Genomic DNA, 26,395 nt, shown 5'->3' with positions numbered 1-26,395 from the left:
ATGGCCGCTTTGTTGTCCATCCGCCGGGAAATGTGTCGGTCAGCGGCCGAAAAGGTCCCGCGGTTTTGGGGACGGACGGGGTTTAGGAAACACACCGTCCGTTCCCGAAGTGGGTGCCGGGCGTCCGGATCGGCAGGGTCATTGTCTGAGCCTCCGATCACGGTCGTCCCGGCATGGCCGTCGTCAGCCACCCAGCCAGTTGAAGCGCTCTGTGCTCAACAGGATGAAATGGATCAGGAAGGCCAGGATCCCCAGAAAGACGAACTGCCCAACGAGCACCCGTCTCGGATCCATGATTAGCCAAAGTCTCCACATTGCTCGTCCCTCCCTAGACCAGGTTGACCAAAGAGGTCGCGGCGACCTTGACGCCGTCGATCATCGACTGCGCGTAGCCGTCAGGACCCGGGATCCAGGGACGCCACATCCAGACCAGGATGTGAGCGACCACCGCGATCGCCGTGAAGATCAGGAATCCCTGCATGTAGAAGCGGTGGAACTCCTGCGCCTCACCTTCGGTGAGTCCCGAAAGAGAGTCGGCCCGATTGGAATCTACCATTTTGTTTCCCTTCGGATTCTTCCTCGTATGCGTTACCGCGCTTCTCCCGCGCGGCAGAGAATCCGTCGATGCCGGGCTAGGCCCGAACATTCTCGGCGGATGCCCGCCCGGCCGAGGCCGGACGAACCTCGGAACCCGCTAACCCATCATCGCGTAGGGCAAATACGCGCCGGCGGCGGCCCGCGCGTCTGCGAAGATGGAGCGGGTGGACTGGTCTGACGGGGGCCATGGGCGCCAGCGCGCCGGCAGAACCCGGGCGACGATGGCGGCCGACAGAAACAGTGGCAGCGTCACAATGAAGAGCAGCCGGTAGTCCCGGTGGTCCGTGCCGTGGCCGTGGCGCCGCGGAGGCGTGTGCGTTTGCATCTGTAGTCCTCCCGTCTGGTCTTCCGTGGTCAGGCCGCCCGTCCCCCCTTCATTGCGAACAGCGCCTGAGTGACTCTTTGCAGCGTGATCCGCTCCTCGCCGGCTGCCTGCGCGTCGCGTTCGACGCGGTCGCGCAGTTGCTTGGCGGCGGAGATCCGGACCAGGAAGGGAACGGCATCGACATGCCGGTCGAGCAGCCCCTGGGCGTCGGCGTCCCAGGGACGCGCCGTGGCGGCGACGGCCTTGACCGGCGTGGCCTCGACCCGGTCCATGTCGACCGACAGGGGCAGGATGTTGAACAGGGCGTCGAACAGCGCGTTGCAGTATTCCTGCACCACGTAGGTCGCTCCGGCGTAGCCCATGAACGGCGTGCCGGTGGAGCGGCGGATGATCGCGCCCGGGAACGAAGCCGGGATGTACTGCGCCCGGCAACCCAACTCGGCGGCGTAGAGCCGTTCGTTGTAGGAGCCGAACAGCACCAGCGGCGGGGTCTTGGCCAGCGCGTCCTTCACCGCGGCGTTGTCCGACTTCGTGCCGGCCGTGCGCGATACCGAGAAGGCGCAGGGGATGCCGAGCTCCTCGGTGAGGAACTGGGTCAGTCCGCGGGTATAGGTGTCGGTGGCCACCACCGCGTAGGACGCGGTCGGGAAGAAGTCCTGGGTGACGCTGCGCCACAGGTCCCAGATCGGCTTCAGGGTGGTCTGCTTCTCCCGGGCGATGAACGGCTCCGGATCGAGGCCGGTCAGTTCGCCGAGCTTGCGCAGGAAGTTGGTGGTGGCGTGCATCCCGATGGGCGCCTGCAGGTAGGGCCGGTCCATCTCCTCGCAGAGATTGCGGCCGAACTCCCGGTACAGGCAGATGTTCACATCCGCGTCGGGCAGCTTCTTGATGTCCTTCAGGTGGCTGCCCAGCGGGAAGGTCATGTTGATTTCGCAGCCGATGCCTTCCACCAGCCGGCTGATCTCGGCCAGATCGGAGGGCATGTTGAAGGTGCCGTAGATCGCGCCGATGATGTTCACCCGCGGCTTCGCACCTTCCCTCTTCTTCATCTCCGCACGGGCCGGCACCTTCTTCGGGCCGAACTCGGTCCACAGCCAGTACAGGGCGCGGTCGGCGCTCTGCCACTGGTCCTCGTCGATGGTGCGCGGCAGGAACCGGCGGATGTTGGAGCCCTCCGGCGTCACCCCGCCGCCGATCATCTCGGCGATGCTGCCGGTGACCACCACGGCCGGGATGCTCTCGTCCTGGGTGGCACTGGCCCGGCGCAGGGCCTGCTCGGTGCCGTTCATCGACAGCTCGTCCTCGGACAGGCCGGTGACGGTGACCGGAAGCTCATGCGGCGGCAGGCCGTCGGTGTAGTGCAGGACGGCGGTGACCGGGAGGTTCTCGCAGCCGACCGGACCGTCGATGACGCAGCGCAGCCCCTTGATGGCGGTGAAGGCATAGACCGCCCCCCAGTAGCCGCCGGCGCGATCGTGATCGAGGACCAGCATGGCTCAGTCCCCCGCCGACATCGGATGGGCGGCCGCGCGCGGCGGCACCGTGTAGCCGGCCGTCTCGCCGGAGCCGACGCCATCGAAGAAATCGACCATGTCGGCGAAGCGGGCCCGTCCCCGGGTCTGCGCGGCGACGATGCCGGCCATGGAGGCCGCACCGGCGGGGCCGAACAGGGGACGGGCGGAGACCATGTTCGTGAAGTAGACCGCCGGCGTTCCTTGCTCCTTGGCAGCCTGCACCAGTGGCGTGGTCCCCAATGCCAGGTCGGGTTTGACGTCCTTCATGGCCGCCAGATCCTGCTCCAGCGAGGCGCGGTACTGCACGTGGCAGCCTTTGGCCTCCAGCCACTCGCGGTCGTCTTTGCTCCATTCGGTCTTCGGGCAGGCGGTGCCGACATAGGGCACCCGCGCGCCCGCCTCGATCAGCAGCCGGGCCACCAGCAGTTCGGAGCCCTCGTAGCCGGAGACCGTGACCGTCGCCTTGATCGGATTGTCGGCCAGCGCGCCGCGGATCGCCGGCAGGGCGGCCGATTTGGCGGCGTCGATCTGCTTCTCGGAGATGCCGGCGGCGGCGCCGATCTTCTCCAGCCAGGCGGCCGTGCCGTCGAGACCGACCGGGCCGGAGCCGACCACCGGGCGACCGGCGGTCGCGAACTCGCGCACGCTGGCGGTATAGAAGGGATGCACGGCAGCCGCCACGCGGCTGTCCAGGCAGGCATACAGGTCGCGCCACTCGCGCGAGGGAAGCTGCGGCGCCACCGACAGGCCCATGGGATCGAGCAGGGCGCCGATGCCGACCGGATCGGCCGGGAACAGCTCGCCGATCAGCGTGACCGTCGGACGGTCGTCCTTCAGCGAGCGGGGACGCGCCACCGGACCGGCTTCGGCCTCCAGGCGGGCATAGCGCAGCATGGCGCCGGCCAGCACGTCCTTGGCCTCGGCATGGGTCGGGACGCCGAAGCCGGGCACGTCGATGCCGATCACCCGAACGCCGTCGATCTCGCGCGGCAGGCGGTCGAGCGGCACGCCGGAGGCGGTCGGCACACACAGGTTGATGACCACGACGGCGTCGTATTTCTCCGGGTCCGCCATCTCTTTGGTGGCGTCGCGGATATCCTCGTAGAGCTGACCGGTGACCAGGGTCTCCGAGTTGAACGGCACGTAGCCGACCGTGCGGCGGGCGCCGTAGAAATGCGAGGTGAAGGTCAGGCCGTACACGCAGCAGGCCGAGCCCGACAGGATCGTCGCGGTGCGGCGCATCCGCAGGCCGACGCGCAGGGCGCCGAAGGCAGGGCACATGGATTGCGGCTGGTCGTGCGGTCCCTTCGGATAGTCGGCGGCGAGCTGGTCGAGGGTCTCGCTCTTGCCGGCCGAACGGGCCGCCTCTTCCATCACGCCGGGACCGGCGTGGCAGCCGAGCAGGGCCGCCTCCGCCTTCTTCTTCGCGGGCGACGGCGCGGCGGCTTTTCTGGGATCGGGGCCGATGTCCTGCATGATGCCGCCCTCACACGCCTTCGTAGACGACTTCGAGGGACGGCCGCGGCGCGTAGGCGGCACCGCACATGTCGGCCAGGGAGGCCGGCTGCAGGGTCACGCCACGACCGACCGCGTCGCCCTTGAACAGGCCGAGCAGATCGTCATGGCTGAGCGGGGTCGGGCGCACCGGCGGTGCTTCGGCGGCACGGGCGGCCAAGCCCTCGAACAGGGAGGCCCATTCGGTACCGGGGCGGCCGATGATCTCGTAATTCGCGCTCTTGCGGCGGATGTCCTCGTGCGCCGGGATCTCGGCCAGGACCGGGATGCCGACCGCTTTGGCGAAGGCCTGGGCCTCGCCGGTGCCGTCGTCCTTGTTGATCATCAGGCCGGCGACACCGACATTGCCGCCGAGATTGCGGAAGTAGTCGACCGCCGAGCAGACGTTGTTCGCCACATAGAGCGACTGCAGGTCGTTCGAGCCGACGACGATGACCTTCTGGCACATGTCGCGGGCGATCGGCAGGCCGAAGCCGCCGCAGACCACGTCGCCCAGGAAGTCGAGCAGGACGTAGTCGAAGTCCCAGTCGTGGAAGCCGAGCTTCTCGAGCAGTTCGAAGCCGTGGATGATGCCGCGTCCGCCGCAGCCGCGCCCGACCTCCGGGCCGCCGAGCTCCATGGCGAAGACGCCGTCGCGCATGAAGCAGACGTCGCCGATCTCGACACTCTCGCCGGCCGCCTTCTTCTTGGACGAGGTTTCGATGATCGTCGGGCAGCTTCGGCCGCCGAACAGGAGGGACGTGGTGTCGCTCTTGGGGTCGCAGCCGATCAGCAGCACCCGCTTGCCCTGCTGCGCCATCATGTAGGACAGGTTGGCGAGCGTGAAGCTCTTGCCGATCCCGCCCTTGCCGTAGATCGCGATGACCTCGGTCTTTTTGGCCGGGGCGCGCTCGGTCGCGGGATCGACGGCGAGCGTGGCTTGGGCGGTCAGGGTCGGCGTCATGAGAACGCTCTCCAATCCATGATCATCTTGAGGCAGTCGGCATCCTCGAAGGCGGTGCGGTAGGCAACCTCCGCCTGAGAGGCGTCGGCACGGTGGGTGATCAGGCCCTCCAGGGAGAGCCGGCCATCGGCGATGAGGGCCGCCGCAGCGGTGAGGTCGGCCGGCTTCCATTCCGCGGCGATGCGGATGCGCGCTTCGCGCATGAAGGCCGGCGGGAAGGCGAAGCCGAGCGGCTTGCGGTAGAAGCCCGCCAGCACGATCTCCCCGCCCGGGGCGAGACAGGCGATGACGGTGTCCAGGATCTCGGAGTCGCCGCTGACGTCGCAGATCACGCGATAGTCGCGGCGGTCGTCGTCGACCGGATGGAGAACCTCGTAGCCGTCCGCGCCGGAGCGGCGGGCGGCGTTGGTCTCCCACACCACCGGGGCGGCAGTGCCGCGCTCCTTGGCGAGGGCGGTCGCGATGCGGGCGATCAACCGTCCGAGCACCCCGTGGCCGACGATCAGGTCCGGCAGCGCGCCGGTCCCCGAGGCAATGGCATGGTAGGCGGTGGCGGCCAGGGCCATCAGCGCGCCGCGCTCGCCCAGGTCGTCGTCGATCCGCACCGCGCGGGAGGACGGCACCACCAGGCGCGATGCCGAGCCGCCGAACAGGCCGCGGATCTCACCGAAACACTGGGCGCCGGGGACGAACACCCGTTCGCCCGCCCGCGCCCCGCCGGAGATCCGGCCGACCGTCTCGTAACCCGGAACGAGCGGATATCCCATCCCGGGAAAAGCCGGCATCTGACCGGTGAACAGCAGTCGTTCCGTCCCGGTGCTGACGCCCGTCCACTCGATGTCGACGACCACATCGTCCGGACGGGGCTCGGTCAGCGTGATCGCACGAAGCGACAGACGTTCCGGCTGGTCGAGGACGATGGCGTTGGCGGAGAGCATCAGGCGTTTCCTCCGGGTCGGCGGGTTGGGTCCGCTCTATCTAGGATTGTCAGTCTAACTTTACATTTTAGAGTGTCAAATCTTTTTGACATCTTTTCTTAACCAGTCGCTTTACACCTCGGCGACCAGCAGCCGGGCCAGCATGGGCCGGCGCGTCGCCACCTCACGGACGCTGCGGAAGCCGGCCGTGCGCAGCATGCCGCTCAGCGTCTCGACGCTGCGGCAACGCCCGCGGCCCATGGCCAGGAGGTAGAATCCGAAATAGGCGTCGCCGATCGGCTCGGGCCGGTCCGCGTCGGTCATCGCCTCGGCGAGCAGGAGCTTGCCGCCCGGCGCCATCCCGTCGCGAATGCGTCTGAGCAGGCGGGCGACCCGCGCGTTGTCATGGTCGAAGCATACCCGGATCAGGGTCGCCAGATCGGCGCCGACCGGCAGCGGATCGCTGTGGAAGTTCAGTCCCGCGACCTCCGCCCGTCCGGACAGGCCGTCTTCGGCGAGTCGGCGCCCGGCCATCTCGGTAACCGCCGGCAGGTCGACGACCAGGCCGCGCAGATCCGGCGTGCGCTGGAGCGACGCGGCCACGAACCGCCCGGTCCCGCCGCCCACGTCCATGAGCAGCCGGTGTCCGTCCATCGGATAGGCGTCGAGTACGTCCTCGGCGATCATCGGCACCGAGGCGGCCATCAGCTCGCTATAGGCAGCGACCCGCTCGCTTCCCAGCGCCTGCGCCTTCGGTGCCGTGGCATAGCCCCAATACCGTTCCAGCGACGCCTCCCCCGTCCGACCGCGCAACAGGGCGGCTGGATCGGCGAGGTCGGCGTAGAGGGCGGCGTGATGCTCGACCATCTCCGCCACGCCCGCATTCCCGAGCAGCGCGGCGCCGAGATCGTCGAGCCCGTAGGCGCCCTCCCCGCGAAGCCGGGTCAGGCCGAGGGCCGAACTTGCCCGCAACAGCCGCTCGACCGCGTCGGGGTCGAGCGCGAGGTCGCCGGCCAGGTCGGCCACGGTGCGGGGACCGTCGGCCAGCCGCTCGGCAATGCGGAAGCGCACGAAGACGACGAGGATCTGGGAATAGACGAAGCCGGCGCAGAGGTCGAAGAGGGCCTGGCCCTTGCGCCGGGCGATCCACCGTGTCGGCGGAAAGCCGTTGGCGAACCGCTGGAACCTCGGATCGGCAATCAGCCGGACCCGCAGGTCGAGCCAGCGGTCCCACCAGGACCGGGCGGGCGGTGGGACCCGATTGGCGACGTGATCGGCCATGACGGCACCCGCCCTCAGGCGGCGTGCCGCACGGCTCCCTTGGGCAGGATCTTGCCGCCTTCGGCCATGACCATCTCGCAGAGGCCGTCGCGGCCGGGGCAGTCGGGGATCGAGTCGATGGCCCGGCGCATCAGCGTGCCCAGCCATTTCTTCGCGCCGTCGATACCCAGTTCCCGGGCGGCGTTGGGCCGGGCGTTGGCCTGGTCCTGGCCGACCGGCTTGCCGATGACCTCGGGGTCCGCGATCAGGTCGCAGATGTCGTCGGCCACCTGATAGGCCTCGCCCAACCCGTTGCCGAAGGCCATCCAGGGATCGCCGGCCCGTCCGGCGGCAACGGCCCCAGCGGCGGCGGCCCCGGCGAACAGCGCACCGGTCTTGGCCCGCTGATAGGCGGACAGGTCCACCTTGGCCTCGCATTCCCAGGCCTGCCCGGCGCAGATACCGCCCGGCGAGCCGACCGCGCGGCCGACGGCACCGATCAGGGGCGCCAGCCGCTCGGGCCGGTCGCCCGCCTGGCGGGCAAGGGTTTCGAAGGCCATCACGATCAGCGCGTCGCCCGCGAGCACCGCCAGCGGTTCTCCGTAGGCGCGATGTACGGACGGTTTCCCGCGGCGGGTCGAGGCCCCGTCGAAGGCTGGAAGATCGTCATGCACCAGGGAGGCGCAGTGCAGCAGTTCGATGGCTGCCGCCGCCGCGGCGCTCACCTTCGGGGCGTCGTCGCCGCAGGCCGCCGCGACACCCAGAAGGATGCGCGGTCGGATCCGGTGGCCGGCCGGGAAAACGGCATAGCGGATCGCCGCGGCCAGGCCCGGCGGCGCTTCGGAGGTCTCGCCGACCGAGACGGCGGCCTCCAGGGCCTGTTCGATCCTGAGCCTGATGTCCATGTCCGCCTCCCGTGCGAGATCGAGTGTAATTATTATTGAACATTATTAACTGTCATATATTCTATACACATCGTGTTTTCCCCGGCAACGAACGATTGCGGCCGCCGATGATCCGCTCAGACCGGAAGCGCGACACCCCCGCCAGACCGCCGGCCCGCGACCGCGCGATCGTCGTCGGCGCGGGGATGGCCGGGCTGTCGTCCGCCCTGCTGCTCGCCTCCCGTGGCCTCGCGGTGACGGTGGTCGAGGCGGCGGAAGCGCCAGGCGGGAAGATCCGGCACATCACCGTGGAGGATCGCCCGGTCGATTCCGGTCCGACCGTCGTGACCATGCGCTGGGTCTTCGAGGAGCTGTTCCGGGATGCCGGTACCAGCCTCGACGCCCACCTCACGCTGCGGCCCGCCGAGATCCTGGCCCGTCATGCCTGGAGCCAGGACGAGCGCCTGGACCTGTATGCCGATCCGGAACGCTCGGCGGCCGCGATCGGGGCGTTCGCCGGGCCGGCCGAGGCGGACCGGTACCGCGCCTTCTGCGAGCACGCGGCACGGGTGTACCGCACGATGGAGGCGCCGTTCATCCGTGGCCCGCGTCCGACTCCGGTCGGGCTGTCCCTGGCCGGCGGCCTGACCGGCGCGCGCGATCTGGCCGCCGCCCAGCCCTTCGCCACACTCTGGGACGGGCTCGGCCGCCGCTTCCACGACCCGCGCCTGCGTCAGCTCTACGCCCGCTACGCGACCTATTGCGGCGCGTCCCCGTTCCAGGCCCCGGCCACGCTGATGCTGATCGCCCATGTGGAACAGTCGGGGGTCTGGACTATCGACGGTGGGATGGGTCGGCTACCCGAAGAGATAATGCAGGTGGCGCGGGCGCAGGGGGTCGACTTCCGGTTCGGCACCGCCGTCGACAGGATCCTCACCGCCGGCGGTGGCGCATCGGGCGTCCGACTCGCCGACGGCGAGACGCTGGCGGCCAATGCCGTCGTGTTCTGCGGCGATGTGAGCGCGCTGGGGACCGGATTGCTCGGCGATGCCGTGCGGCGCGCGGCCCCGGCCACGCCCGCCGACAGGCGCTCGCTCTCGGCGCTGACCCTGTCGATGGTCGCCGTTCCGCAGGGCTTTCCGCTGGTCCGGCACAACGTCTTCTTCGGCGACGACTACCGCGGCGAGTTCGACGACCTGTTTCATCGGAGGCGACTGCCGCGGCGGCCGACCGTCTACCTCTGCGCCCAGGATAGAGATGCCGGGGAGTCGGCTGGGGACGGCGGATCCGAGCGGCTGTTCGCCATCATCAACGCGCCGGCCACCGGCGACACCCACAGCTTCCAGGACGAGGAGACCGAACGATGCCAGGAAAGCGCGATGGACCTGATGGCGCGGTGCGGGCTCTCCCTCGATCCGGCGACGACACGGACCGCGGTCACCACGCCGGCGGATTTCGCCCAGCGGTTTCCGGGAACGGGCGGGGCGATCTACGGTCCGGCGGGCCATGGCTGGAAGGCGGCGTTCGAGCGCAGCGGGGCGGCCAGCCGGATCCCGGGCCTCTATCTGGCGGGAGGCAGCGTCCATCCGGGACCGGGGATCGCGATGGCGGCCCTGTCCGGACGACAGGCGGCCGAGCGGATCCTGGCGGACCTGACTTCGCGCAGCCGGTCCCGCCGGGTGGCTATGCCTGGTGGTATGTCGATGCGCTCAGCGACGACGGAACCTGCGGACTGACGATCATCGCCTTCGTCGGCAGCGTGTTCTCGCCCTACTACGCCTGGGCCGGCCGCCGCGATCCGGAGAATCACTGCGCCGTGAACGTGGCGCTGTACGGCCGGGACGCCGACCGCTGGGCGATGACCGAGCGTGGGCGCGGCGCCCTCGACCGGACTCAGGACCGGTTCACCCTGGGCCGGTCGTCGCTGCACTGGTCCGGATCGGCCCTGACCATCACGCTGGACGAACGGGCCACCCCGCATCTCACCCCGATCCGGGGGACCGTGACCCTGAGCCCGGAGGCGATGCCCGGTCGGCAGTTCCCGCTGGACCCCGAGGGCCGTCACCAGTGGCGACCGATCGCACCGCTGGCGCGGATCGAGGTCGATCTGGACAGCCCCGAGACCCGGTGGAGCGGGCATGGATACCTGGACGCCAACCACGGTAGCGACCCGCTGGAGGCGGGGTTCCGGCGGTGGGACTGGTCGCGGCTGCGCCAGGACGGGACGGCGACGGTGCTGTACGACGCCGAGCGCCGGGACGGCGGAGACCTGCGCCTCGCCCTCCGGTTCGGGGCCGACGGAACGGTCGAGCCCTTCACCCCACCGCCGCAGATCTGCCTGTCGGACGGGTTCTGGGGCGTGCGGCGGAACACGCGGGCCGATACCAGCAACGGCGCCGCGATTCTGCGCGTGCTGGAGGACAGCCCGTTCTACACCCGCGAGGTGCTAGAGACCCGGCTGGGCGGCGAGCGGTTGGCGGCGATCCATGAGAGCCTGGATCTGGACCGCTTCGCCCATCCCGTCGTCAAACTGATGCTGCCGTTCCGGATGCCGCGCTGGACGGGCCGTTCCAACTGACCGTCAGCACGGCTCCGAGCCGTCCTCGCGCGCCTGTTCGCGTTCCCGCCGCTCGCGCTCCCGTTTGAGCTGCTTCAGCTCACGCAGCTGCCAGAACCCGATACCGAACGCCACGACCACGATGAACAGCGGCTCGATCAGCGACAGCATCTGCGAGGACATCGCCTACCCCCTCGCCAGATCCGGGTTGCGCAGCACGATGCTGCGGTTCAGCGCCCCGGCGAAGGTCACCCAGCACAGATAGGGCACCAGCAGCAGGGCGGCGAATTGCGAGATCTGCAGGAAAGTGAGGGTCGTCGCCAGGATCGAGGCCCAGAGCAGCAGAAGCTCGTAGAAGGCCAGGTCCGGGCGGCGCAGCCCGAAGAACAGCGGCGTCCAGCCGGCGTTCAGCAGGAGCTGAACCCCATAGATCGCCATCGCCGGCGCCACCGCGGGCCAGGACGAGGCCTTCCAGACCATCCATCCGGAAATCGCGATCATCGCGTACAGGATCGTCCAGGCCGGGCCGAACAGCCAGTTCGGCGGCCGCCACGGCGGCTTGGCCAAGTTCTCGTACCATTGGCCGGGCTTGAAGAAGACGCCGGTCAGCGCCGCCGCAGTACAGGCCGCGATGAACACGAGCAGGGCAGGATCGAACAAAAAAGTCTCCCTCAGGCTTGGCCGAGCGGCGTCCCCGCCGAAACGGATCTAGGGCGTCGGTCGCCCTTTTCCAAGCGCATGACGAGATCGGTGGTCCACACGGCGCGCTCCCCGAAGGTGCGCCCGGGCTGCGGACGCGGCGCCGGGCTCGCCGCCACCGCCTCCACCAGGAAGCGGGTTTCCGGTAACGGTTCGAAGCGAAGGCCGGGCGTCACCCGCTGCCCGGTGAGCATGGCCCAGGCGAGTAGCGTCAGCTTGCGACGGCGGCCGACGACCGCCCGGCGGTCCACGCCGTTATAGCCGCGGCGTGCCACCTCCCGGCCGATCTCCGCATAGAGCAGTTGCGCCGCCCGCACCCCCGTGCGGCAGGCAACCGGCAACTGGCCGATGCCGGCATGGGATCGGACATACAGCCGCTCCGCCTCCATAAGCAGGCGGTGGACGACCTCGGCCAGGGCGGGGTCGTGACGCGGCCGGGCAAGCCAGGCGTCGGGATCGATCCCGGCCTCCCGCATCCACAGCTTCGGCAGATACAGTCGGCCGAGTCGGGCGTCGGCGCCGATATCGCGGGCGATGTTGGTGAGCTGCATCGCCACACCCAGATCGGCCGCACGGGCGATCACCGGCGCGGACCGGGCCTCCATCAGCACCGTCATCATCGCGCCCACGCTGCCGGCCACCCGGGCCGCATAGGCGCGCAACTCGTCGATGGTCTCGTACTCACGCCCGCGGGCATCCCAGGAGAATCCCTCCACCAGCGCGTCGGGCAGCGCGCGTGGCAGGGCGAAACGCGCCACCACCCGGGCGAACTCCCGATCCACCGGGTCGTCGGCGGGCCGGCCCGCGTAGATCCCGTCCAGCCGATCTCGCACCGTCTCGACGGCGGCGTCGACCCGATCGGCGCCGGCCTCGTCCACCGCGTCGTCGGCGGTCCGGCAGAAGGCGTAGAGCGCCAGGGCCGGCTCCGCGACCGAGGCGGGCAGAAGGCGGGAGGCGGCGTGAAAGCTGCGCGACCCCTGGGCGATCATCGCCCGGCAGGCCAACCGGTCGGCCGCTTCCAGGGCGGCCTCAGCGGAGCGTTTCGGCATGGGGCACCACGGTGTCGAGAATCTTTGCGGAACACAGGACACCCGGCACGCCGGCGCCCGGATGGGTGCCCGCCCCGACCAGATATAGGCCCTCGACCTCTTCGGAGCGGTTATGCGGCCGGAACCAGGCGCTCTGGGTGAGCAGGGGCTGCAACGAGAAGCCGGCACCCAGGGGCGTGTTCAGGCGGTCCCGGAAGTACGGCGGCGTGACAACATGGGACGACACGACCGACTGCGCCAATCCCGGAAGAACGGTGTCGGACAGGTGGCGCTCGATCCGGCGACGATAGGGCTCCGCCGCACTCTCCCAGTCGATATCCGCCGACAGGTTGGGCACCGGGGACAGAACGTAGAAAGCGTCGTGCCCCGGCGGCGCCAGCGACGGATCGGTCGCGGTCGGCCGGTGCAGATAGAGGCTGAAATCGTCGGCGAGGGTCTTGCGCCGGAAGATGTCGTCCAGCAGACCGCGATAGCGCGGACCCAGCAGGATGCTGTGATGCGGCACGTCCTCGTAGCGCTTGTCGGTGCCGAAATACCAGACGAACAGGCTCATGGAGTAGCGGGCGCGGGCGACCTTGCGCTCAGTCCAGCGCCGCCGGGCCGTCCGTCGCAGCAGATGGCCGTAGGTCCAGCCCGGATCGGCGTTGGAGACGACAAGGTCCGCCGCCAGTGTCTCGCCGGAGCCGAGCCGCACGCCGGTCGCCCGGCCGCCCTCGACCAGGATCTCGTCGACCTCCTCGGCACAGCGGATCTCGCTCCCCTGCCCGGCGATCAGCCGTGCCAGGCCCTGCACCAGAGCGCCGGTGCCGCCCATGGCGAAATGCACGCCCCAGCGCCGCTCCAGTTCGGGAATCAGGGCATAGACCGCCGTCGTCTTGAACGGATCGCCGCCGATCAGCAGCGGGTGAAAGCTGAGGATCGCCCGCAGGTCCGGGTCGCGCACGTATTTCGCCGCCAATCCATGGACCGAGCGCAGCGCGCCATGGGTCAGCAGGTCGGGAGCGAGCTTCGCCATGCCGACCAGATCGTGCATCGGCCGGTCGCTCTGGCCGAGAAAGGCCAGATCGCACAGCCGCCGGCATTCGGCCTGGAACCGGAGAAACCCCGCCCCCTCGCCCGGAAACAGGACATCGACTCGCCGGCGCATCTCCGCCTCGTCGCGGCAGACGTCGATGAAGCGGCCGTCGGCCAGCGAAATCCGGTAGAACGGGTCGAGCTCCCGCAGATCGATATCGTCGGCGAACCGGCGGCCGGCGAGGGTCCACAGCTCCTCGAAGACAAAGGGCACGGTGATGATCGTGGGCCCGGCGTCGAAGGTGAAACCGTCCTGCCGGAAAACGAAAGCCCGGCCGCCGGGGGCGTCGAGCTTTTCCAGGACCGTCACCCGATAGCCGCGCGCGCCGAGCCGGATCGCTGCGGCCAGACCGCCGAACCCGGCGCCGATGACCACGGCATGGGGCCGCCGATCTTCCGACCGCCCGTCGGGCGGGGGGTGGGAGCGTCCTGCGACGCGTCTCCCAATCGGCAGATCGAGTGTATCCATTAATTTACACTACGTGTGTCCAATTCATTTTCCAAGCCTGAAGCGGCGGATGCGCCGCAGCCAGGCAGGATGCCGAACTCGGCGGCCAGTCGACGGACCAGGGCGACGATTTCCTCCGGCCGTTCCTCATGGGCGAGATGCCCGCCCCAGGGCAGCCGCTCGAGGCGCGCCGTGGGGATGCGGGCCGCCAGATCCGACGCCTGGCCCGGCGGAACCGTCCGGTCTCCCGACGCCGCGACCAGGACCAGCGGAAGAGTCAGATCCGGCAGGTCGCGCGCCAGACGGCGCAGATCCCAGTTCGCCATCATGCCCAGCGTTCCCGCAACATGCCGGGGACTGGCGGCGAGCCGGCGGTAGATTGCCGAGCTCTGCGCATCCACGCTCGACCCGGTGCTCGCGATCAGCCGGTCGAAGGCGGCCGGCCGGGACAGCCGCCGGGCGAGGAATCCGGGCGTGACAGGGTTGATCGCCAGCAGCTTGGCCAGCGGCGAGAACAGCCGTCCCGCCACCCCGTCGAACGGGACCAGCGCCCCGTTCAGACTGATCAGCGCCTGCAGGGGCGGCCGGCCGTCGAGAGCGCAGCGGGCCAGGATCGCCGCGCCGGCGGAATGGCCGACACCCAGGACCGGCCGGATGTCCAGGGCGTCGAGAAGCGCGCCGATGCCATGGGCCATGCCCGGCAGCGACAGGCCGTAGGGCGAGGCCGAGCCGGTGAAGCCGTGGCCCGGCAGGTCGGGCGCGACGACCGTGAAGTCCCGCGCCAGCCCCGCCACCATTCCGGCCCAGCTATGGCTCGATGCGCCCGTTCCATGAAGCAGCAGCAGTGCCGGACCCGCCCCGGCGATCTGGACATGCCAGCGGAGGCGTCCGGCGCGCAGGAACCGGCTGTAGGGGGCATTGGGCCAGTCGGCCCTGTCCCGGTCCCAGTCGAGATCGCGGGCGGATGGCACGGCCGGGGCCTAGCCGCCGCGCGCGGCGATCACCGCGCGGGACACCGCCGCCGCGTCGGCCTGGGGAAGCGGCAGGTAGAGCGCTCGCATGGTTCCCGCCAGCGCCGACGCTTCCGGCCTGGGCCGGGGGCTGGTGTCGACCACCAGGGCGGGGAGGTTCTCGACGGCGATCCGGCGCGCCGCGTCGATGGCATCCTGGGTCGCCGACTCGCGGCCGGGCGCGCCGTCGCGGGCAATATTGGCCCGGCCGTCGGTAAGCACGACCAGGGACGGAGATCTGCCCTCGCGTCTTACCGACCGGGCCAGACCGGCGGCCATATCGAGGCCCGAGGCGAGTGGCGTTCCCCCGCCGCCGGGCAATCCGGCCAGCATCCGTTTCGCACGGACCAGCGACCGGGTCGGCGGCAGGAGCAGATCCGCCGCCGGTCCGCGAAACGCCAGAAGCGCCACCTGATCGCGGCGCACATAGCATTCCGCCAGCAGCAGTTCGACGGCCCCCTTGGCCTCGGCCAGCCGGTGCAGGGCCGACGATCCAGAGGCATCGACGACGAAGATGGTCACGCTCTCGCTGCGGTGCTTGTAGCGGGTGACGCGGAAATCCTGCGGCTGGACCAACACGGTCGCACCCTGGCGTCCGCGCAGCCTCTGCCAGGGCGCCGCCGCCCGCAGGGTGTCCGCCAGATTCAGCCGGTCGCCCCGCCGCGGATCGCCGGGAACGGTGCCGAGCGGACGGCCGCGCCGCCGCGAGGCCGCTCCCTCCCCCCGGCGTCCGGCCGCAGTCCCCTGACGCTTGGGCATCAGGCCGCCGGCGAGCCGGGCCAACAGGTCCGGCGGCAGCACGGCCCGCGCCACCTCCACCAGCCGGTCGCCGCTCGCGTCGGCGGTGGCATTGTCGTCCGTGCGCTCCGACTCGTCGGCCGGCGGCGGTGGCGAAGACGTCTGTTCCTCCGCGGCCGGCTCTTCGGCGGGTGCCGGAAGTCGGGTTGCGCGCCGGGCGAAGACGAGACGGACCGCCGCCTCCACGTCCGACCGGGCGACCGCGTCGCGTCCGTTCCAGGCGGCGTGCACCCGGGCGACCTGCAGGGCCGCGAGCGCCAGACGCAACGACTCCACACCGAGCGCCGGGCCGATCGAACAGAGAGCCTCGCACTCCGGACCGTCGATCCGCACGTCGCCGAGACAGGCGCGCGCCCGCGCGATCCCGCCGGACAGGTCCGTCTCCCGATGGTCGAGGGGAGCGTCAAGATCGATCGCCAGCGCCAGCCGGTCGAGCAGAGCGGCCGGCACCGGATCGTCGTCGTCCCGGCCTTCATCGATGGCGACCACGCCGAGACGGGCGGGCCAGACGGCGCTGATCCCCTCGCGCTCGGCCACAACCGCCCCCCGGTCCAGGGTGGCGGCGAGCCGCGATGCCGTCGCGCCGGTCATGCGCTCCGCCATGGGGACGACAAGGATGCCGCCGTCGGTCTCGGCCAGCAGGCCGCGTTCGTGAACGGTGCGCCCACCCCTCAGGGAGGCGGCGAGGTCGATGCCGCCGATCAACCGGTCGTCGGCCACGTGCACCGGCAGACGGCGGACCGGCATTGCCGGCGGCAGACAGGCGCGGAACAGGGCGGTCCATTGATCCAGGGTCGGCCCGACCCGCGCCCGTACCCAGATCCCGCCCAGTCCGAGCGGATCGATCGCCAGCATCACGGCCGCCAACGCGGCATCGGAAAGGGCTGGGGCCGCCGGCGCCGTCACGCCGCGAAACACTCGTCGAGCACCCGCTCGACCCGCACGCTCGCGCCGACATCGTCCAGCGGATCGCGGCGCAGGCGGTGCCGCAAGGTCATCGGAGCGACGCGGCGCAAATGTTCGACGGTGGCGGTCTTCTTGCCGTCGAGGGCGGCGAGCGCCCGGGCGGCCCGCATCAGGATCAACTCGCCGCGCAACCCGTCGGTGCCGAGTGCCAGACAGATCTCCGCGGCCCGTTCGACCACGGCGTCCGGCACCTCGACCGCGCCGAGAAGTTTGCGGGCGCGGACGATCTTGCGGCGGATCGCTTCCTCCTTGCCGGTCCAAGCGGCGACGAAGCCGGCCTTGTCCCGTTCGAAGGCGTCGCGGCGGCGTACCACCTCCACCCGGTCCTTCAGATCCTTCGGCGTGGTGACTTCCACCGACAGACCGAAGCGGTCGAGGAGCTGCGGTCGCAGTTCCCCCTCCTCCGGGTTGCCGCTGCCGACCAGGACGAAGCGCGCCGGGTGTCGGATGCTCAATCCCTCGCGCTCGACCACGTTCTCGCCGGACGCCGCGACATCCAGCAGCAGATCGACCAGGTGGTCCTCCAGCAGGTTCACTTCGTCGATATAGAGGAAGCCGCGATGGGCGCGTGCCAGCAGGCCGGGCTCGAACCGCTTCTCGCCCCGGCTGAGCGCGACCTCCAGGTCCAGCGCGCCCACAACCCGGTCCTCGGTCGCCCCCAGGGGCAGATCGACCACGGGGATCGGCACATCCGCCGACTTCCGCCGCCCGCCCTGTTTGGCGCAGGCGTGCCCGCACAGGTCGGCGGGGGCGGAGGGATCGCAATTGTACCGGCACCCGTCGACGACCTTCATGGTCGGCAGAAGGTGGGCCAGCGCCCTGATCGCGGTGGATTTTCCGGTGCCGCGTTCGCCGAAGATCAGAACGCCGCCAACGCTCGGATCGACAGATGCGACTGTCAAGCCGAGCAGCATCTCCGACTGTCCAACGATCGCACTGAAGGGATACAAAGCCGCCATAAATTCCATGATGTCGCGTGACCGACGGCAAAACAAGGACGGAAACAGCGGGATTCTCCGGCACCGCACTGACGGGAGTTACGTACCCGAGCAGGGTTGCTCCCCGACCGAAGTGTCGCTTAGGGTTGACACCCAACGTCTGCGAAACAAATCGCTGGACGGGACAATACGACCTTAGGGAGTAGAATCGTGCTAGTTCGTCTATCGACTGCCGCCGCCCTCCTGATCAGTCTGGCCCTGCCGGGTGCCGCCCACGCGGCGGGCGATGCAGCCGCCGGCAAGAAGCTGTTCGTCAAATGCCAGGCCTGCCACTCGCTTGCGGACGGCAAGCGCAAGGTGGGTCCGTCGCTCTACAATCTGTTCCAGCGCAAGGCTGGCAGTTTCCCGGGCTTCAGCCACTCCGACGACATGGTCGCCGCCGGCGCGACGATCGACCCTTGGAACGCCGAGCATTTCGAGAAGTACATCGTCGATCCGAACGGCTATATCGGCTCCGTCATCGGCAAGGACAAGGCGCGTACCAAGATGACGTTCCCCGGCCTGAAGAACAAAGAAGAGGCCGACGATATCCTGGCCTATCTGCAGCCGTTCTTCGAAGGCAAGGAAGAAGGCAAATAGCCTGACTGTCGCAGGCTTCAGACCGAATCACGCTTCGGAACGCTGGGATCCGGCCCGATCCTGCCCTAACGGGTCATCGGGTTCAGCGGCCGGTCGGGACAGCGTCTGTAGGTGAGCCGGGGTGCCGGCTCCACGCGCAGAAGGACGTCCCCCACCGGGTCCCAGTGCAGGACCTGCCGCGGCTCCGGCCGGGCAAAGGACAGTGTCGGCGCGATCTCGATCCGATCCCCGGTAAGGGTATAGGTCGAGGTCCCGGCTATGCTGTCCCTTTTGCCCTGGGTGGTGCCCAGATCGAGCAGCACCTTCGCATAGGTGCCGTCGCGCAGCACCATGACCAGGGTGCAGTCCGCCGCGCCGTCCCGGTCCACGCCCCAGATACCGTCCAGCGAGGCCGCCGCCGCCGGCGACGCCCCGATCGTCAGGACGAGGAGCGCGGCGGCCGGTTTCATTTCCTGCCGGCCAGGATCGCGGCGATCCGCGTTGCGGGTGCGTCCGTGCGATAACTGTCGGCGAACTCGCGCACGCTGGCTTCCACCGCCTGGTCGATGCTCATGTCGTCCCAGGCGCGGATCAGCCGTTTCTGGGCGCGAATGGCGAGCGGGTCCGCCTCGGCCACCTCGGCCGCGAGCGCTCCGGCCCGGAACATCAGGTCGTCGCCGGAGACCAGTTCCTCCACCAGGCCCCAGTTCAATGCGGTCTCCGCGTCGATGGTCTCGCCGGTGAGCACGAACCGCGCGGCCTTGCCCCGGCCCATCAGCCGCGGCAGCAGGGCCGCCTCGATCGCCGACGGGACGCCGATCTTCACCTCGGGCATGGAGAACCGGGAGTCGTGGCTGGCCAGCCGCATGTCGCAGCCGGCCACCAGTTCCAGACCGGCACCGATACAGGCGCCCCGGATCGCGGCGATCACCGGCACCGGGCAGACCATGACCGAGGCGATGGCGGCGTGCAGCCCCCGGATGAACCCCTCCGCGGTCTCCGGGGTCAGCGCGCCAAGCTCCGTCACGTCCGCCCCGCCGCAGAAGCTCGGCCCCTCGCCGGACAGGACCACCGCCCGCAGGCCGTCCTCGCCGGCCAGGGACAGGAAGGCGGCGGTCAGTTCGGCTGCGACGTCGCTGCTCATCGCGTTGCGTTTGGTCGGACGGTTCAGGGTGACGCGGGCGACGTGGTCGTAACGTTCGATGCTGACGGTACTCACGACGCGGCCTCCTGGGTCCCGGTCTCCGACCCGTCGTCGATATCGATCGGCTCGCCGCCCAGCGACCGGACCAGCTTGCGCACCTCCTCGGTGGCCGCCTCCAGCCGTGTCTCGTCGGTTCCGCGCAGGACCAGACTGGTGCCGAACGCGCCGGCGCGGAAATACGGATAGCTGCCGATCTCGACATCCGGGAACTGCGTCTGGATATCGCCCAGACCGCCGGCCACGGTGCCCTCGCCGACCGTGCAGGCCACGGTCCGCGACAGCATCTGAGCGCCACCGGTCAGCGCCGGCTTCAGGCCTTCGAACATCGCCTGAAGGATGCGCGGCACGCCGGCCATCACATGCACGTTCTTCAGGATGAACCCCGGCGCGGCCGAGACCGGGTTGTCGATCAGGTCGGCGCCGACCGGGATCTCGGCCATCTTCTGGCGGGCGGCGTTGAACTCGACGCCGCTGTTGGCGTAGTGCGCGGTCAGCCGCCGCATCGCCTCGGCATTGCGCTCGACCGGGACGCCGAAGGCCTTGGCGATGCAGGCCGTGGTGATGTCGTCGTGGGTCGGACCGATGCCGCCGGAGGTGAAGACGTAGGTGTAGCGCTCGGACAGCACGGTCACCGCTTCGATGATCGCCGCCTCGTCGTCGCGCACCACCCGGACCTCGGACAGCCGGATGCCCATCGCCGTCAGTTCCTCGGCGATATAGCCGACATTCTTGTCCTTGGTGCGGCCCGAGAGGATCTCGTTGCCGATGATCAGCATGGCGGCGGTGACGGTCGAAGATGGGGAATCGGTCATTGCGGGCTCCGGGCGGACGTGAGGGCGACAGAGGATGGTGCAGCGGCCCGCCGACAGCAAGGGAGCAGCGCGCCGATCCTATCCGGTCAGTTGCCGCGTCTCAGCGTCGGCAGGCCGATCCCGGCCGCGTCGAACCCGCCGTCGACCGCAAGGGTCTGGCCGGTGATGTAACTGGCCTGGTCGCTGCACAGGAAGAACACGCCGTTGGCGATCTCCTCCTCCAGCCCGTAGCGGTTCAGCGGGATCGCGTCGTGATAATCGGCGCGGATCACCGGCGTATGGACCTCCTTGGCCATGGCGGTGTCCACCGGGCCGGGGGCGATCAGGTTGACCCGCACGCCGATCTCGCCGAGTTCGGTCGCCTGCTGCTTGGTGAGGTGCACGAGGGCCGCCTTGGAGGTCCCATAGGCGACCCGCAGGGTGCTCGCGCGCAGGCCGGAGATCGAGCCGATATTGACCACCGCCCCGCCGCCGGTCTCGGCCATCAGCCGGGCGGTCTCCTGTACCATCAGGAACGGCCCGTTGAGGTTGACCGCCAGCACCCGTGACCATTCCTCGTAGCTGGTGTCGAGCAGCGGCTTGAAGACGGCGATGCCGGCGTTGTTCACCACGGCGTCGATCCGCCCGAACCGTTCCATGGCGACCGCGGCGACCCGGCGTACCTGTACGGGATCGGAGACGTCGCAGACCTGGGCAACCGCGTCGTCGGTACCCAGGCCGTCCTGGGCGGCCAGCAATGCCTCCGCCTCGATATCGACCATCAGGACCTGCCATCCTTCGGATAGGAACCGCCTGCTGACCGCAAGCCCGATACCCCGCGCCGCGCCGGTCACGATTGCCACTTTCTGCGTCATGCTCTCGATCCTTTCGCTGGGTCCAGGGCCGCCAGCAGCGTCACGTCCAGCACCCCGTCATCGCGCATCGGCGACGCCTGGGGGGCCTGCGACAGGGCGATCCCGAAGCGGTGATGGTACAGGCTGAGCCAGGCCGGGTTCCGCAGCAGCGCTTGGTAGGCCCAGCTGTAGAGCTCTTCGCGCCGCTCGGTGTCGGTCTCCCGCCGCGCCGTATCCAGCAGGTCCTCGATGGCCGGATCGCGATAGCCTTCCCACCAGGAGCCCGCAACCCGGCTGTCGATCTTCTCGTACAGCACCCGGAAGGTACTCATCGGGCTGGAGTCGAAGACGCAGAGGTCGTGGATCCGCTTGTCGCGCACCTGCTCGGCATAGGCGACCCGGTCCTCGGTCACATGCGGCACCAGGGTCACGCCGAGGCCGGCGAGCTGCTCGGCAACCTCGGCCACGAGCGCCTGCGCCTCGTCGGGCAGGCGGGTGGGGGTGTCGACATGAAGGGTGAGCCCGGCGCCATGCCCCGCCTCGGCCAGCAGGCCGCGGGCGCGCTCGAGGTCGAGGCCGTCCCCCGGCACCAGATCGGCGCCGAGATGGGCGGCACTCACATACCCGGTCAGCGGCACCCCGTCGCCGTCCAGCACACGGTCGACGGCCCGCTGCCGATCCACGGCCAGGGACAGGGCCAGCCGGACGCGCGGATCGGCACAGGGCCCCTTGGCGGCGTTCAGGATCAGGATGATCGAGGTCGGGTCGGTGAAGTCCACCCAGGCCCGCCCCGCCTCCTCGACCCGCCGCTTCTGCCGCGAGGCGCGCAGCCGGGTGGCGACGCCCGCCCGTCCCTGCGCCACGGCGGCGGCCCGTGCATCCGCATCCGGTTCGCAGCGGAACTCCAGCACAGGATTGGCGGGCGGCGTGTCCCACCAGTCCGGGTTGGCGGACAGCCGCACCGACCGCCCGGGCTCCACCGCGTCGACGCGATACGCGCCGCTGCCGACCGGGGCGGACAGGAAGCCGGCATCGTCGACCTCCGGGGGAACCGCATAGGCCGAGACCAGAATGTCGAGCAGGTCCGCCAGCGGCTCCCGCGTGGCGATCGTGACCGTCCGGGCATCCGGCGCCGCGATGATCGCCCCGCCGAGATACTGGCCCCACACGGCCGGCGCACCCAGGGTGGCGCCGACATCCGGGCGCTGCATCCGCGCGATCGACCGGGCCATCGCCGCCGCGTCCAGGGGACGGCCGTCGTGGAAGCTCAATCCGTCGCGCAGATGCAGCGTCCAGGTCCGGGCATCGACGCTGACCTCCCACCGCTCGGCCAGGGCCGGGGCGTACCCGCCGTCCGGGCGCCTGCGGACCGGCGCGTCGAATATCGCGTCCAGCAGGGCGAGCGCATCGCCGCTGTCTGTACAGTCATGCGGATCGCGCAGGTCGACCGCCTTCTGAAGGATCAGGACCGGATCTGTCATAGTCTCCGTCTAAGCATGTTCCACGGGCGGGCGGAAGGGATGACATCGCCCAGAGCCCCGGCTAGCTTCGGCCCATGGACCTGCCCAAACCCCTCTATGAAGGCCGCCTGATCAAGCGCTACAAGCGCTTCCTCGCCGATATCGATCTCGGCGGCGAGGTGGTGACCGCCCATTGCCCGAACCCGGGTGCGATGACCGGCCTGAAGGATCCCGGTTTGCGGGTCTGGCTGTCGCGCTCGCCCGATCCCAAGCGCAAGCTGCCTTACACCCTGGAGCTGGTGGAGACCGAAGGCGGGCTGGTCGGCATCCATACCGGCCGACCGAATGCCATCGTCGCCGAAGCCATTGCCGCGGGGCGGATTCCCGACCTTGCCGGCTACGAGACCCTGCGCCGGGAGGTGAAATACGGGGTGAACAGCCGCATCGACATGCTGCTGGAGAGCCCCGGCCGCCCGCCCTGCTATGTGGAGGTCAAGAACGTCCATCTGGTGCGCCCCGACGGCCCGAATCCCGGCGCCCACGAGTTCCCGGACAGCGTGACCGCCCGCGGGTCGAAGCATCTGGACGAACTGGCGGCCATGGTCGCGGCGGGGCACCGCGCCGTCATGCTGTTCTGCATCCAGCGCATGGACGGCGACCGGCTGACGCTGGCCCGCGACATCGATCCGAGATACGGCCTCGCCTTCGACCGCGCCCGTGCCGCCGGGGTGGAGGCGCTGGCCTGGGAATGCGCCGTGACGCTGGAGCGCGTGGTGCTCAATCGGCCGGTTCCGGTCGCGGAGTAACCCCCGAACCTTGACCTTCCCGGCCCGCGGCAGCAGATTGCAGCCACGTTACGGAGCAAGGAAGATCGCGATGCAACAGCTCGCCGAAGCGCGCCAGATCGTGCGCCATGGGCCTGGGGATTTCGAGGGCATGCGCAAGGCGGGACGCCTCGCCGCCGAAATCCTCGACATGATCACCGACCATGTCGCCCCCGGCGTGACCACCGACGAGCTGGACCGGCTCTGCCACGAGATGACCCTGGCGAACGGCGCCACGCCCGCGCCGCTCGGCTACAAGGGCTTCCCGAAGTCGATCTGCACCTCGATCAACCACGTGGTCTGCCACGGCATTCCGGGCGACCGGAAGCTGGAGGAAGGCGAGATCGTCAATATCGACGTGACCGTCATCCTCGACGGCTGGCACGGCGACAGCAGCCGCATGTACCTGGTCGGCGACAAGATCTCGGTGAAGGCCAAGCGTCTGGTGGAGGTCACCTATGACGCGATGATGCTGGGCATCGAGGTGATCCGGCCGGGCGTGCATCTGGGCGCCATCGGCCACCGCATCCAGACCTTCGCCGAGGCGCAGCGCTTCTCCGTGGTGCGCGACTTCTGCGGCCATGGCCTGGGACGCACCTTCCACGCGCCGCCCAGCGTGCTGCATTACGGCCACCCGACCGACGGGCCGATGCTGGAGCCGGGCATGTTCTTCACCGTCGAGCCGATGATCAATGCCGGCAAGTTCGCGGTGAAGATCCTGGAGGACGGCTGGACCGCCGTGACCCGCGACCGCTCGCTCTCGGCCCAGTTCGAGCATTCCATCGGCGTGACCGAGACCGGGTTCGAGATCTTCACCCTGTCGCCCAAGGGCTACACCAAGCCGCCGTATATCTGATCGTCATCCTGACGAAAGTCAGGACCATGCCCCGCTGGCCGTCGAGCACCCTCCCGTCGTCCTGAACTCGTTTCAGGACCAAGCTGCCGGCGTCTGAGTCTTGGTCCTGAAACGAGTCCAGGACGACGGCATTGGCTGGGGAATTGTTGCGTCACGCCGCCCATTCCGCCCCTGCCCCTTCCATAGCCTCCCCTAGACCACGGGCCAGGGAGGAAGGGTGTGTATGACGGGTTGGCGGATGCGCAGGATCCGGGGCCGGAGGGGCATCGCCAGCGGCTGCGCAGGCGGTTCCTCGCGGCGGGTGCCGATGCCCTCGCGGACTACGAACTCATCGAACTGCTGCTGTTCCTGGCCAAGCCGCGCGGCGACGTCAAACCTCTGGCTAAAAGGTTGATCGCCCGCTTCGGGTCCTTCGCCGAGACCATCAGCGCCGAGCCGGCCGAACTGGCGAAGCTCGACGGCATGGGCGAGGCCTCGGTCGCCGCGCTGAAGACCGCAAAGGCCGCTGCCGACCGGCTGCTAGGGGAGCCGTTGCTGAAGCGGCCCGTGCTGTCGGGCTGGAAACAGCTCCTGGATTACTGCCATGCCGCCATGGCGCACGAGCCGGTGGAGGTCGTGCGCGTCCTCTATCTCGACAAGAAGAACCGGCTGATCCAGGACGAGCTGCAGGGCCGCGGCACCATCGACCACACGCCGCTCTATCCCCGAGAGGTGGTGAAGCGGGCGCTGGACCTGGGCGCCTCAGCCCTGATCGTCGTGCACAACCACCCGACCGGCGATCCGACCCCGTCCCAGGCCGATATTTCCACCACCGCCCAGCTCAAGGAGGCGGCGGCGACCCTGGGCATCGTGCTGCACGACCACCTGATCGTCGCCCGGCACGGCCATGTCAGCTTCCGCTCGAAGGGGCTGCTTTGAGGAAATCGGAGGACGCTTCACGCTTCGGGCCGGACTGGCCTGAAACTCACATCTAGCTCTCGACCGACTTGCCATGGGTCTCGCGGATCGCCAGGGCGACCAGCAGGCCGAACACGCCGATCACCGGCAGGACCAGGAACGCCCGCTCGTAGGCGGCGGCGGTGTACACCCGCGCGCCCTCTAGCAGCGTGCCGTCCCAGGCGAGATCGAGCACCCAGCCGAGGAGCGGCTGCAGCACCGCGCCGGAGCCGACCACGCAGCCGTTGATGATCCCGATCGTGGCCCCGGCCGCCCAGAGCGGCGTGTTCTCGCGGCCGACCGAGAAGGACAGCACCATGGACGACGCGCCCAGGCCCTGGATCATCAGCGACAGAACCAGGGTCGCATCGCCGCTATGGGGCAGATAGACGGCGGCGGCGATGCCGCTGGTCGACAGGATCGCGCCCAGGATCATGAAGGGCTTGCGCCGGCGGTAGCGGTCGGCGAGCCAGCCGAACAGCGGCGCGCCGACGCCCCAACCGACGAACAGGCAGCTCACCAGCAGGGCGGCCTCCGCCTTGGGATGGTCGTAGGCCTGCATGACATAGGGCACGCCCCACAACCCACCGAAGGCCAGCATGGCGCTGGTCATGGCCAGCCCGAACATGGCCGCCAGCCATACCTGGCCGCTGGCGGCGGCTCGCTTCAGCCCGGCCAGCAGACGCGGGCGGGGCGTCGCACCGTCCGGCCGGGGCCGGTCGCGCAGAATGAAGCCGCAGGCGATCGCCAGGACGGCACCGAACACCGCGATCACCAGCATCATCGGCCGCCAGCCGAACGCCTCCACCGCCGCCCCCAGGGGCGCCTGGCCGGTGATGCCGCCGATCACGCCGAGCATCTGGGCGCCGCCGCTCAGCGTGGCGAAGCGGTGGGCCGGCATCCAGATCGCGGCGTAGTTCAGCGCGCCGGCAAAGCTGAAGGCGCAGCCGAAGCCGATCAGCATCCGCCCGAGATAGGCCATCCACAGGGTCTCCGCCCCGGCGAAGACGAAGCTGCCGATGGCGACCAGACCGACGGCGACGGTGATCAGACGGCGCGGCCCGAACCGATCGAGCATCACCCCGACCGGGATCTGCGAGCCGGCATAGGCGTAGTAGTAGAAGGCCGACAGGTTCCCCACCAGCGCCCCGCCGACCGCGAAGTCGCGCATCAGCTCGTCGACCATGACCGACGGCGCCACCCGCTGGACGAAGGCATAGAAGAAGAACATCGCGCACAGGAACCAGCCGATTCCGAGCAGGGTGTGGGTCGGCATGGCGGTCGAGGGCGCGGCGGGCTGGGCGGGGGTCATCGGATCCGTGGGGTGATCGATTGGTGCGGGAGGTCCTGACGGAGGT

General features: G+C 69.6%; 28 protein-coding genes. 6 read left to right on the top strand and 22 right to left on the bottom strand.

Annotated elements, in window-relative coordinates; all coding sequences use genetic code 11:
* Positions 1-183: 183 nt before the first annotated feature.
* The 9 genes from pufA to T8K17_RS11750 form a co-directional block, all read right to left on the bottom strand.
* Complete coding sequence (gene pufA / locus T8K17_RS11790) at positions 184-315, bottom strand: light-harvesting antenna LH1, alpha subunit (RefSeq protein WP_322334701.1); 132 nt, start codon at positions 313-315, stop codon at positions 184-186.
* 13 nt (positions 316-328) lie between these two features.
* A complete protein-coding gene (pufB, locus tag T8K17_RS11785) occupies positions 329-556 on the bottom strand; it encodes a light-harvesting antenna LH1, beta subunit (protein WP_028793872.1) in 228 nt (75 codons plus the stop codon).
* Between the two features lie 138 nt (positions 557-694).
* A complete protein-coding gene (locus T8K17_RS11780) occupies positions 695-922 on the bottom strand; it encodes a hypothetical protein (protein WP_322334700.1) in 228 nt (75 codons plus the stop codon).
* A gap of 29 nt (positions 923-951) precedes the next feature.
* Complete coding sequence (gene bchZ, locus T8K17_RS11775) at positions 952-2,415, bottom strand: chlorophyllide a reductase subunit Z (RefSeq protein WP_322334699.1); 1,464 nt, start codon at positions 2,413-2,415, stop codon at positions 952-954.
* 3 nt (positions 2,416-2,418) lie between these two features.
* Positions 2,419-3,912 (bottom strand): chlorophyllide a reductase subunit Y, encoded by a 1,494-nt coding sequence (bchY, locus tag T8K17_RS11770; RefSeq protein WP_416153181.1) that lies wholly within the window; start codon positions 3,910-3,912, stop codon positions 2,419-2,421.
* A gap of 10 nt (positions 3,913-3,922) precedes the next feature.
* Positions 3,923-4,894 carry a chlorophyllide a reductase iron protein subunit X gene (locus T8K17_RS11765; protein WP_322334698.1) on the bottom strand — a complete coding sequence of 324 codons (972 nt, stop codon included), beginning with the start codon at positions 4,892-4,894 and terminating at the stop codon, positions 3,923-3,925.
* Positions 4,891-5,832 carry a chlorophyll synthesis pathway protein BchC gene (bchC, locus tag T8K17_RS11760; protein ID WP_322334697.1) on the bottom strand — a complete coding sequence of 314 codons (942 nt, stop codon included), beginning with the start codon at positions 5,830-5,832 and terminating at the stop codon, positions 4,891-4,893. Before bchC ends, T8K17_RS11765 begins: the two co-directional genes overlap by 4 nt.
* Before the next feature lie 111 nt (positions 5,833-5,943).
* Positions 5,944-7,092, bottom strand: coding sequence for a methyltransferase (locus T8K17_RS11755; RefSeq protein WP_322334696.1), 1,149 nt, complete (start codon positions 7,090-7,092; stop codon positions 5,944-5,946).
* Between the two features lie 14 nt (positions 7,093-7,106).
* Positions 7,107-7,976 (bottom strand): polyprenyl synthetase family protein, encoded by an 870-nt coding sequence (locus tag T8K17_RS11750; protein WP_322334695.1) that lies wholly within the window; start codon positions 7,974-7,976, stop codon positions 7,107-7,109.
* Positions 7,977-8,083: 107 nt separating this feature from the next.
* On the opposite strand from T8K17_RS11750, the gene crtD reads away from it, so the two are divergent.
* Entirely contained in the window at positions 8,084-9,691 is a 1,608-nt protein-coding gene (gene crtD / locus T8K17_RS11745) for a 1-hydroxycarotenoid 3,4-desaturase CrtD (RefSeq protein WP_322334694.1), read from the top strand.
* 23 nt (positions 9,692-9,714) lie between these two features.
* Positions 9,715-10,533: a carotenoid 1,2-hydratase gene (locus tag T8K17_RS11740; protein ID WP_322334693.1), complete on the top strand. Its 819-nt coding sequence runs from the start codon at positions 9,715-9,717 to the stop codon at positions 10,531-10,533.
* Between the two features lie 3 nt (positions 10,534-10,536).
* On the opposite strand, the gene T8K17_RS11735 is transcribed toward T8K17_RS11740, so the two are convergent.
* From T8K17_RS11735 to bchI, 7 genes are all read right to left on the bottom strand, one after another.
* The gene (locus T8K17_RS11735; RefSeq protein WP_322334692.1) at positions 10,537-10,695 is read right to left on the bottom strand and encodes a hypothetical protein; all 159 of its coding nucleotides are present in this window, start codon (positions 10,693-10,695) and stop codon (positions 10,537-10,539) included.
* A 3-nt stretch (positions 10,696-10,698) separates the two neighbouring features.
* Positions 10,699-11,172 carry a TspO/MBR family protein gene (locus T8K17_RS11730; protein WP_322334691.1) on the bottom strand — a complete coding sequence of 158 codons (474 nt, stop codon included), beginning with the start codon at positions 11,170-11,172 and terminating at the stop codon, positions 10,699-10,701.
* Positions 11,173-11,183: 11 nt separating this feature from the next.
* Positions 11,184-12,260 (bottom strand): phytoene/squalene synthase family protein, encoded by a 1,077-nt coding sequence (locus tag T8K17_RS11725; protein WP_322334690.1) that lies wholly within the window; start codon positions 12,258-12,260, stop codon positions 11,184-11,186.
* Positions 12,241-13,710 carry a phytoene desaturase family protein gene (crtI, locus tag T8K17_RS11720; protein ID WP_322334689.1) on the bottom strand — a complete coding sequence of 490 codons (1,470 nt, stop codon included), beginning with the start codon at positions 13,708-13,710 and terminating at the stop codon, positions 12,241-12,243. Before crtI ends, T8K17_RS11725 begins: the two co-directional genes overlap by 20 nt.
* 92 nt (positions 13,711-13,802) lie before the next feature.
* Entirely contained in the window at positions 13,803-14,753 is a 951-nt protein-coding gene (bchO, locus tag T8K17_RS11715; protein ID WP_322334688.1) for an alpha/beta fold hydrolase BchO, read from the bottom strand.
* 9 nt (positions 14,754-14,762) lie between these two features.
* A complete protein-coding gene (locus T8K17_RS11710) occupies positions 14,763-16,496 on the bottom strand; it encodes a magnesium chelatase subunit D (RefSeq protein WP_416153180.1) in 1,734 nt (577 codons plus the stop codon).
* Positions 16,493-17,515, bottom strand: a complete 1,023-nt coding sequence (bchI, locus tag T8K17_RS11705; protein WP_322334687.1) for a magnesium chelatase ATPase subunit I — start codon at positions 17,513-17,515, stop codon at positions 16,493-16,495. Before bchI ends, T8K17_RS11710 begins: the two co-directional genes overlap by 4 nt.
* Positions 17,516-17,704: 189 nt before the next feature.
* Between bchI and T8K17_RS11700 the strand changes: the two genes are divergently transcribed.
* Positions 17,705-18,133, top strand: a complete 429-nt coding sequence (locus tag T8K17_RS11700; protein WP_322334686.1) for a c-type cytochrome — start codon at positions 17,705-17,707, stop codon at positions 18,131-18,133.
* A gap of 65 nt (positions 18,134-18,198) precedes the next feature.
* Here T8K17_RS11700 and T8K17_RS11695 read toward each other — a convergent pair whose 3' ends face one another.
* The 5 genes from T8K17_RS11695 to T8K17_RS11675 form a co-directional block, all read right to left on the bottom strand.
* Positions 18,199-18,582: a hypothetical protein gene (locus tag T8K17_RS11695; RefSeq protein ID WP_322334685.1), complete on the bottom strand. Its 384-nt coding sequence runs from the start codon at positions 18,580-18,582 to the stop codon at positions 18,199-18,201.
* Positions 18,579-19,331, bottom strand: a complete 753-nt coding sequence (locus T8K17_RS11690; RefSeq protein ID WP_322334684.1) for an enoyl-CoA hydratase-related protein — start codon at positions 19,329-19,331, stop codon at positions 18,579-18,581. Before T8K17_RS11690 ends, T8K17_RS11695 begins: the two co-directional genes overlap by 4 nt.
* The gene (locus tag T8K17_RS11685) at positions 19,328-20,128 is read right to left on the bottom strand and encodes a competence/damage-inducible protein A (protein ID WP_322334683.1); all 801 of its coding nucleotides are present in this window, start codon (positions 20,126-20,128) and stop codon (positions 19,328-19,330) included. Before T8K17_RS11685 ends, T8K17_RS11690 begins: the two co-directional genes overlap by 4 nt.
* A gap of 86 nt (positions 20,129-20,214) precedes the next feature.
* Positions 20,215-20,982: an SDR family oxidoreductase gene (locus T8K17_RS11680; RefSeq protein ID WP_322334682.1), complete on the bottom strand. Its 768-nt coding sequence runs from the start codon at positions 20,980-20,982 to the stop codon at positions 20,215-20,217.
* Positions 20,979-22,442: an ABC transporter substrate-binding protein gene (locus T8K17_RS11675; protein ID WP_322334681.1), complete on the bottom strand. Its 1,464-nt coding sequence runs from the start codon at positions 22,440-22,442 to the stop codon at positions 20,979-20,981. The genes T8K17_RS11680 and T8K17_RS11675 overlap by 4 nt, the downstream gene beginning before the upstream one ends.
* A gap of 74 nt (positions 22,443-22,516) precedes the next feature.
* Between T8K17_RS11675 and sfsA the strand changes: the two genes are divergently transcribed.
* The 3 genes from sfsA to radC all read left to right on the top strand — a co-directional run bounded on the left by sfsA (position 22,517) and on the right by radC (position 25,019).
* Positions 22,517-23,227 carry a DNA/RNA nuclease SfsA gene (gene sfsA / locus T8K17_RS11670; RefSeq protein ID WP_322334680.1) on the top strand — a complete coding sequence of 237 codons (711 nt, stop codon included), beginning with the start codon at positions 22,517-22,519 and terminating at the stop codon, positions 23,225-23,227.
* 70 nt (positions 23,228-23,297) lie between these two features.
* Entirely contained in the window at positions 23,298-24,101 is an 804-nt protein-coding gene (gene map / locus T8K17_RS11665) for a type I methionyl aminopeptidase (protein ID WP_322334679.1), read from the top strand.
* Between the two features lie 219 nt (positions 24,102-24,320).
* A complete protein-coding gene (gene radC / locus T8K17_RS11660) occupies positions 24,321-25,019 on the top strand; it encodes a RadC family protein (RefSeq protein WP_322334678.1) in 699 nt (232 codons plus the stop codon).
* A gap of 52 nt (positions 25,020-25,071) precedes the next feature.
* Here radC and T8K17_RS11655 read toward each other — a convergent pair whose 3' ends face one another.
* Positions 25,072-26,349, bottom strand: a complete 1,278-nt coding sequence (locus T8K17_RS11655; protein ID WP_322334677.1) for an MFS transporter — start codon at positions 26,347-26,349, stop codon at positions 25,072-25,074.
* Positions 26,350-26,395: the final 46 nt, after the last annotated feature.

Origin of the sequence: Thalassobaculum sp. OXR-137 (assembly GCF_034377285.1) — a bacterium.
Taxonomy (GTDB): domain Bacteria; phylum Pseudomonadota; class Alphaproteobacteria; order Thalassobaculales; family Thalassobaculaceae; genus Thalassobaculum.
The sequence above is the reverse complement of the archived record's forward strand: the minus strand, read 5'-3'. Positions and strand labels throughout refer to the sequence as shown.